A 6,746-nucleotide genomic window follows, 5' to 3' on the forward strand; every position below is an offset into this window, starting at 1 on the left:
CTGCGCCCGATCGTGCAATATCTTCACGTGCTGTATTGCGATTAGAATAGCTGCTCGATTCCAGCGAAAATGCCTCGGCCACGTGCAAGCTGCGGTGTGCCGCCTCCCAATGCCGTACCGTCGCGTAGCTGATACCGCGCGTTAAAGGCGTTAATCAGGTCCAAGCGCAGGTTGAGAGGTTTGCTGGCAAGACCGGACAGGCGGTACAGGCCGGCGATGTTAATCTGGACATAGTTTGGCAGGGTCGCATCGTTGACAGTGCCGCTCGCGCGCGTTGCCCGAACACCGCTTCCATAAAGCATGTCACTCGACAGACGCAGGCGGTCTAAGCGGTAGGATACGCCTCCCGAGGCAGTCGCGGTCTGATCCTGGTCGATCGGAACATAGCGCGTGGCGATGTTGGCGAGGTAAGGCGCAGCGAAGAGCGCCCGGCTCGATATGATGTCGCGGCCTTCGGTGCGCGCAATGCTGAGATTGGACCATGCGGCGAAAGGACCATTCGCATAGGTCATGGTGAACTCAATACCCTTGCTGCGCCCTGATGCGAAATTGTAGAACAACTGCTGTGATCCCTGCCCGAACGGAGCGTCGACCAGCATATCGCGGGAGCGCCTAATATAGCCATCAATGCCGAGGGTCAGACCCCCGCGCGTTCGTTGCAGCCCAATATCGTAATAGTCATCCGTCTCGGGATGTAGCGGGCCGCCTGCGTTCCCCCCGCCGCTCTCCGCTAGCGTCAACGCCTCCTGCGATGCGGGCACGAAATACCGGGCGTATCCGCCGTGCATGTCGATCCCGCCGCCTGGCGACCAAATAAGATCTAGGCGTGGGCTAAGACGATCGCCACCACCAGTGCCGCTGACGTGATCGAACCGTAGCCCGCCATTGACGACAACGCCGTCGAGCGGCCGCCATTCGTCCTGCACAAACCCCGTTGCGATCGTCCGGTGCTCGGTCGAGTGCTCCGCCTCCACTTGAGTAGATGACACTGTGCGGCCCCCATCGAAGCTGATAACCGCGCCGCTGCGAAGCGTATGTCGCGGGCTTGCGACATAGGCCGCTTCGATCTGCAAACCTCCAGTCAGGCCGCTGGTATCGGCCGCCTGAATGAGGCTCGGCGCGATGCGGTCCCCGACCGTATTCAGCCGCGAATAGCGCGCGAACGCCGATGCCTGCAACGTCAGGTCGCCGGCCGTCCGCAGAATGTTTGCAAGCGCGTAGTCAGCATTCTGGGTCTCTGTTCCGTGCGGAGCCGGATCAGTGGCCAGGGCGGGAAGCTGGAAGCGTTCGTTGGAAGTGCCGAGGATCAGCGATACGCGTGTTTGGTCATCGATAATCCGATCGAGATAGCCGAATCCATCGAACTGGTCGGTCCTGTCATGCGCGGGGATCGCGCTCCGATCAGGTGCTGACAGTCCAACATCGTTGTGGCGGTAGCTACCCGAGACGAACAGGTTCGTTTTCCCGAACGCCCCGCCATATTCAAATGCTGGCTCGATCTCGCTCTGGCTGCCGCCATAAATTTCAGCCTGTCCGCCCCGATCGAACACCCCGCTTTTGGTCGTGATATTCACCACGCCGCCTGCGTGAAGCCCATATTGGGCTGGGAGTGCTCCGGCAACGAGCTGGACGCGATCGACGAAACGCGCGCTGAGGCTTTCCCCCAGGTCGCTCAACCCATCGGGTACAATGACGTTGTTGATGCGGTATTGCAGATCGCCCTGTGCGCGAACGCGGAGCGAACCGTTACCCGACTGGGTGACGCCTGGTGCTTGAAGAAGGATTTGGGCCAGGGTCGTCGTTTCCCCGCCGGGACGTTTTTCAATCGCGTCGTTGGTCAACGTATAGGTCGAAGCGCCGAGGCTTGGATCAACCGCAGCCCGCGCCTTGTCCAGCCGCTCAGCCTGCACGATGATATCGCCGACCGGTGCTGGACCATCATCGCCATCATCATCGCGCTTGGCAGTTGCGGGTGGAACGACGGGCGGGGCGGGCACGGCGATAGGTGTCGATGGCGACGAGGATATGGCAGCCGTTAAGGGTGCTGCGGACGCTTGCGTTGGTGCAAGACGAACAGGTTTTTCGTCATCATCGTCATCGTCGTCCCGACGAGGAGCAGAATTGCTCTTGGGTTTTGCTGGAGGCGAAAAATGGCGGCTCGGCTTCTTGGCGGTGCGGACTGGTTTGTCATGATCGTCGTCCCGAGATTGCGCAGCGTGGGCGAAAGCTGGAGCCAGCGTTGTCAGTGACGCCGATGCGAGTAGCAGGGAGACGATAGGCAAAGATGTCATTGAAAGCCCGTGCCGCTAGAAGGAAGGTCTTCAGGGCCTGTGGCGGTGTTCGTTTAAGGCAGTTTTATGGACGGTCGAACTGTCTTGGCGGAGAAATCAAATGCGCGTTCTGGTGGTGGAGGACGAGCCGCGAATGGCCGAACTGATCGCCGGCATCATAGATCGGGCGGGGTTTGTCGCTGATACAGTGCCTGGCGTTGCGGACGCCGATCATGCCCTGGAGTTCCTTCCCTACGATGCGGCTGTGCTGGACCTCGGCTTGGCCGATGGTGACGGCCTGACGCTGCTGGCCCGGTTACGCGCGCGGCGGTCGGGCCTGCCGGTGCTCGTGCTGACCGCGCGTGACACGCTCGATGATCGCGTCGCCGGGCTGGACGCTGGCGCGGACGATTATCTGATCAAGCCATTTGCCGGCGCTGAACTCGTCGCCCGATTGAAGGCATTGCTGCGGCGACCTGGCCATTCGCTGGGCGTCCTGCTTGAAGCAGGAACACTGACGTTCGATACGATCGGCCGGGAAGCCAGAGTTGGCGGAAAGGTTTTGCCCCTAGCGCGTCAGGAACTGGCAATTCTCGAACATTTGTTGCGTCGGTTTGGCCGCGTCGTGCCGAAGGCACTCCTTGAAGAAAAGCTCTATGGCGACGGCGGCGAGCTGGAATCGAACGCGATCCCGGTTCATGTCCATCATCTGCGAAAGAAGCTTTCAGACGCGGGTGCCGGGTGCACGATCCACACCGTTCGTGGGGTCGGCTATTTTCTAATGGACGGTATTACGGAGTGAAGCTGTTCCGAAAGGGTTCGTTGGAGGGACGCTTGGTCGGACGGCTCGCCGCATTGAGCATCGTCGCCATGGTCGTCGGCTTCGCCGGGTTAGTGATCAAGGCCTACCGGATTGCCCATGGGCTCTCGGACGAGGGTCAAGCAGACGTATTCGTCGAAGAATTCATGATGGAGGCGGCGTGGAGCTTTCCACTCTTTGCAGCCGTCGTACTTGCGACGGTTGTCGTGACAGTGCGGACCAGCCTCGCGCCGCTCAAACAGGCATCTGATCGTGCGAGCCGGATCGACCCGACTTCGCCTGGGGTGAGGCTCGACAATGTCGGCGTGCCAAGCGAATTGCTATCGCTGGTCGCAGCGATCAACGAGGCGCTGGAGCGGCTTGAACGCGGGTTCGAGACTCAACGCCGCTTCACCGGGGATGCCGCGCACGAGCTGCGCACGCCGCTCGCCATTTTGACGTCCGGGTTGGAAGCGTTGCCGGAGAGTGACGAGGTGCGCCGCCTCCGTCAGGACGTGATGCGGATGACGCGGCTGGTAGAGCAGCTCCTTCGGATCGCACGGCTCGACGCCCTGCCGCTCGACACGCGCCCCACGGTCGACCTGGGAGAAATCGTAACAACGGTGGTCGAGCAGCTCGCGCCATGGGCGGTAGGATTGGGGTGCACGATCGCGTTGGAGCCGCCACCTGCGCCCATCGTAATCTCGGGCGACGCCGATGCACTTGCCAGCGCGGTCCGCAATTTGATCGAGAATGCGGTTCATCACACGTTGGCTGGGACCGAAGTGATCGTTGCGGTCAACGCTCCAGCGCAGGTTCGCGTGATTGACCACGGCCCCGGAATCCCTGAAGGCGACCGAGCAAACGTCTTTTCGCGCTTCTGGCGAGCGCCCGGCCAGGCGCGAACCGGAGCCGGTCTCGGCTTGGCGATCGTAGCGCAGGTCGCACAAGCGCATCGCGGTAGCATCAGGATTGAAGATGGACCGCAAGCGGGCGCGAATTTTGTTCTGAACTTCAAGCCGAGCGGCCAGTAAACCAAGCGTCGCTCGTCACCGCTGAAGAGTGATGATTATAAAACCCGCCCGGCACTCGGGCAAGTTCCCGGTGGAGGGAAGCATGAACACGCCTATGTCACCAGGTCTGCGCCGCGCCGTGCGAACGGTCGCGCTGCTCAACCTTGGCTATTTCGGAATTGAGTTCGCTGTCGCGCGGACCATCGGTTCGGTGTCGCTGTTCGCTGATAGCGTCGATTTCCTTGAAGACACGTCGGTCAACCTGCTCATCCTCGTCGGGCTAGGGTGGGCTGCGCGATCACAGGCGAAGCTCGGCATGGCACTGGCGGGCATTCTGCTCGTGCCCGGCATAGCGACACTATGGATGGCTTGGTCGAAGTTCAGCGTGCCCACCGCGCCCGATCCGGTTCCCCTGACACTTGCCGGCCTGGGTGCGCTCGCGGTCAATTTGACCTGTGCCTTCATGCTCTCCCGCTTTCGCCATCATAGCGGAAGCCTGACGCGAGCGGCGTTCATGTCAGCGCGCACGGAACGTGTCAATGATTTTGAGACAGCCGGATCGGGAGTTTAGACTTGCGTTTGGAGCTTGTTTATCGGTGGATTGATCCAGACAGCGGTTGGTTTTTGTGGAGGCTGGGGCGGTTTGTTGACGAAGCGCTCGGGGTTGGTCTGGAAAGCCTGATCGAGGATGGTCTGGCGGGCGTCATAGACGAGGTCGGCCTGACCATAATGAACCTGGTCGGGCGTCATCAGGCCGATGCCGAGATGATGGTGGTCGCAGTTATACCATTTGAAGAAGTGTCGGCAGAACGTCTTTGCGTCTTGGATGCAGCCAAAGCGCTTTGGGAACTGGGGCTGATATTTCAGCGTTCGAAAATGGCTCTCCGAGAAGGGATTGTCGTTTGAGGTGTACGGCCGGCTGTGCGATTTGGTGACGCCGAGATCGGCGAGCATGAGCGCGGTGGCCTTGGCTTTCATCGATGGGCCACGATCGGCGTGGAGGGTGAGCTGGCCCGGGACGACCTCATGCTTGGCGACGCAGTCTTCGAACAATGGCCTGAACAGAGCGGCGCTTTCGGTGTCGGCGATGTGCCATCCAACCACGCGTCGGCTGAAGATATCAATAATGACATAGAGGTAGAAGTAGGTCCATTTGCTTGGCCCCATCAGCTTGGTGATATCCCACGACCACACTTGATTAGGGCCTTCGGCCAGAAGCTCGGGTTTCTGGCAAACCGGATGGCGCAGTTGCTGTCGGCGCTCCCGCACTTCGTGATGCTCGTGGAGAATGCGGTACATGGTTCGGATCGAACAATGGTAAATGCCTTGATCGAGCAGTGTCGCGTAAATCTCAGCCGGTGCGAGATCGGCAAAGTGCGGCTCGCGGAGCAGGTCGATGATATGTCGACGCTCCGGTCCCAGGATCGTACGAGGCGGCGCAGGCCTTTGGCGACGATCCGCCCGAGGTTTCGCTGCGGCCACGTGACGCCGGTGAAAGGTCGCACGCGACACGCCCAGCGCGTCGCAAGCCGCCGCAATTATGCCGGACCTGGGTCCGAGGGTCGCCAGGGCGTCCATCACGGCTTCTCGTCGTCCGTGATCGGAAAGCCTATCAAAAGTGAGACTTTTTTTTGAATCTCTATTACCGCTTCAGCGCGCTCGAGCCGCTGCTGGAGGCGCTTGTTGTCGCGCTGCAGCCGAGCGTGGTCTGCCGATAGCGGGTTGGGTGCCACTGCCTTGGGACCACGCTTTGCGTTATTCAGTCCTTCAGACGCTCCGGCAGCGCGATGCCGCCGCCACTCGGTGATCGACGAGGAGTAAACCCCCTCACGACGCAGGATCGCGCCGATCGCTCCCGGAGTGCAGACCGCACGATCCAGCTCATCGAGGATCCGCAGCTTGTATTTGGCGCTGAAGTTCCGGCGATGCGGCCGGTCGGATAACTCAGGCGATGCAGCCGCTGGCGCTGCCACCAGCATCGGCCTGCGGCCTTCTTCGGTGGCAGCGCCAGCGGCTGCGGGGATCTCTTCGTCTGTAATGCGCGGCATAACCATCGTGATATCTCATCCGCGCCCTCAAGGGTAAATTACCGGCAGCGCGTTGTCTCATCATCGTTGGCACGGAGGGGAGGCTGCGACCATTGGGGGCATATCCGAGCGGCGGGGTTCCGCCCATCCACATGCCCTTAGCCTTGGAAGCGGCGATCTTGTCACGGATACGCTCGGCGGTGACTTCGCGCTCGAATTGGGCGAAGCTCAGCAGCATGTTGAGGGTCAGCCGCCCCATGCTGGTGGTGGTGTTGAACGACTGGGTTACCGAGACGAAAGACGTACCCGCCGCATCGAACGCTTCCACCAGCTTGGAGAAGTCGAGCAGCGAGCGCGTCAGTCGGTCGACCTTGTAGACTACGATGATGTCGATGCGGCCTGCCTTTACCTCGGCCAGCAGCCGCTGGAGCGCCGGGCGCTCGAGCGTGCCACCCGATAGGCCGCCATCGTCATAGATGTCGGGGGATCCCACCCAGCCTTCGCTGGCCTGACTCTTTACATAGGCAGCACATGCTTCGCGTTGCGCGTCGAGCGAGTTGAGAGGTGGCTCGGTTCATTTGAACAGCTCGGCGCGATTGCTAAGTGGAGCGTCCGCCGGTTTCATGCCGCTGCGAGA

Annotated in this window: 4 protein-coding genes and 2 pseudogenes; 3 read left to right on the forward strand and 3 right to left on the reverse strand. The window is 61.0% G+C overall.

Annotated elements, in window-relative coordinates; all coding sequences use genetic code 11:
* Nucleotides 1–41 precede the first annotated feature (41 nt).
* Nucleotides 42–1,997, reverse strand: coding sequence for a TonB-dependent receptor plug domain-containing protein (locus QN347_RS18380; RefSeq protein WP_323494296.1), 1,956 nt, complete (start codon nt 1,995–1,997; stop codon nt 42–44).
* 394 nt (nt 1,998–2,391) lie between these two features.
* On the opposite strand from QN347_RS18380, the gene QN347_RS18385 reads away from it, so the two are divergent.
* The 3 genes from QN347_RS18385 (at nt 2,392) to QN347_RS18395 (ending at nt 4,653) form a co-directional block, all read left to right on the forward strand.
* Nucleotides 2,392–3,072, forward strand: coding sequence for a response regulator transcription factor (locus QN347_RS18385; protein ID WP_322160345.1), 681 nt, complete (start codon nt 2,392–2,394; stop codon nt 3,070–3,072).
* 32 nt (nt 3,073–3,104) lie between these two features.
* Nucleotides 3,105–4,103: a HAMP domain-containing sensor histidine kinase gene (locus tag QN347_RS18390; RefSeq protein ID WP_322160347.1), complete on the forward strand. Its 999-nt coding sequence runs from the start codon at nt 3,105–3,107 to the stop codon at nt 4,101–4,103.
* Between the two features lie 82 nt (nt 4,104–4,185).
* On the forward strand, nt 4,186–4,653 hold the full coding sequence (locus tag QN347_RS18395) for a cation transporter (RefSeq protein ID WP_322160350.1): 468 nt from the start codon (nt 4,186–4,188) through the stop codon (nt 4,651–4,653).
* On the opposite strand, the pseudogene QN347_RS18400 reads toward QN347_RS18395, so the two are convergent.
* Together QN347_RS18400 and QN347_RS18405 are read right to left on the reverse strand one after the other, a co-directional pair.
* Nucleotides 4,650–6,136, reverse strand: a pseudogene (locus QN347_RS18400) (IS3 family transposase). The gene QN347_RS18395 and the pseudogene QN347_RS18400 sit on opposite strands and share 4 nt — an antisense overlap.
* Nucleotides 6,137–6,209: 73 nt before the next feature.
* Nucleotides 6,210–6,668: pseudogene (locus tag QN347_RS18405) on the reverse strand (recombinase family protein); the annotation flags it as partial.
* Nucleotides 6,669–6,746: the final 78 nt, after the last annotated feature.

Source organism: Sphingomonas sp. 10B4 (genome assembly GCF_035019905.1).
GTDB classification, from domain to species: domain Bacteria; phylum Pseudomonadota; class Alphaproteobacteria; order Sphingomonadales; family Sphingomonadaceae; genus Sphingomonas; species Sphingomonas glacialis.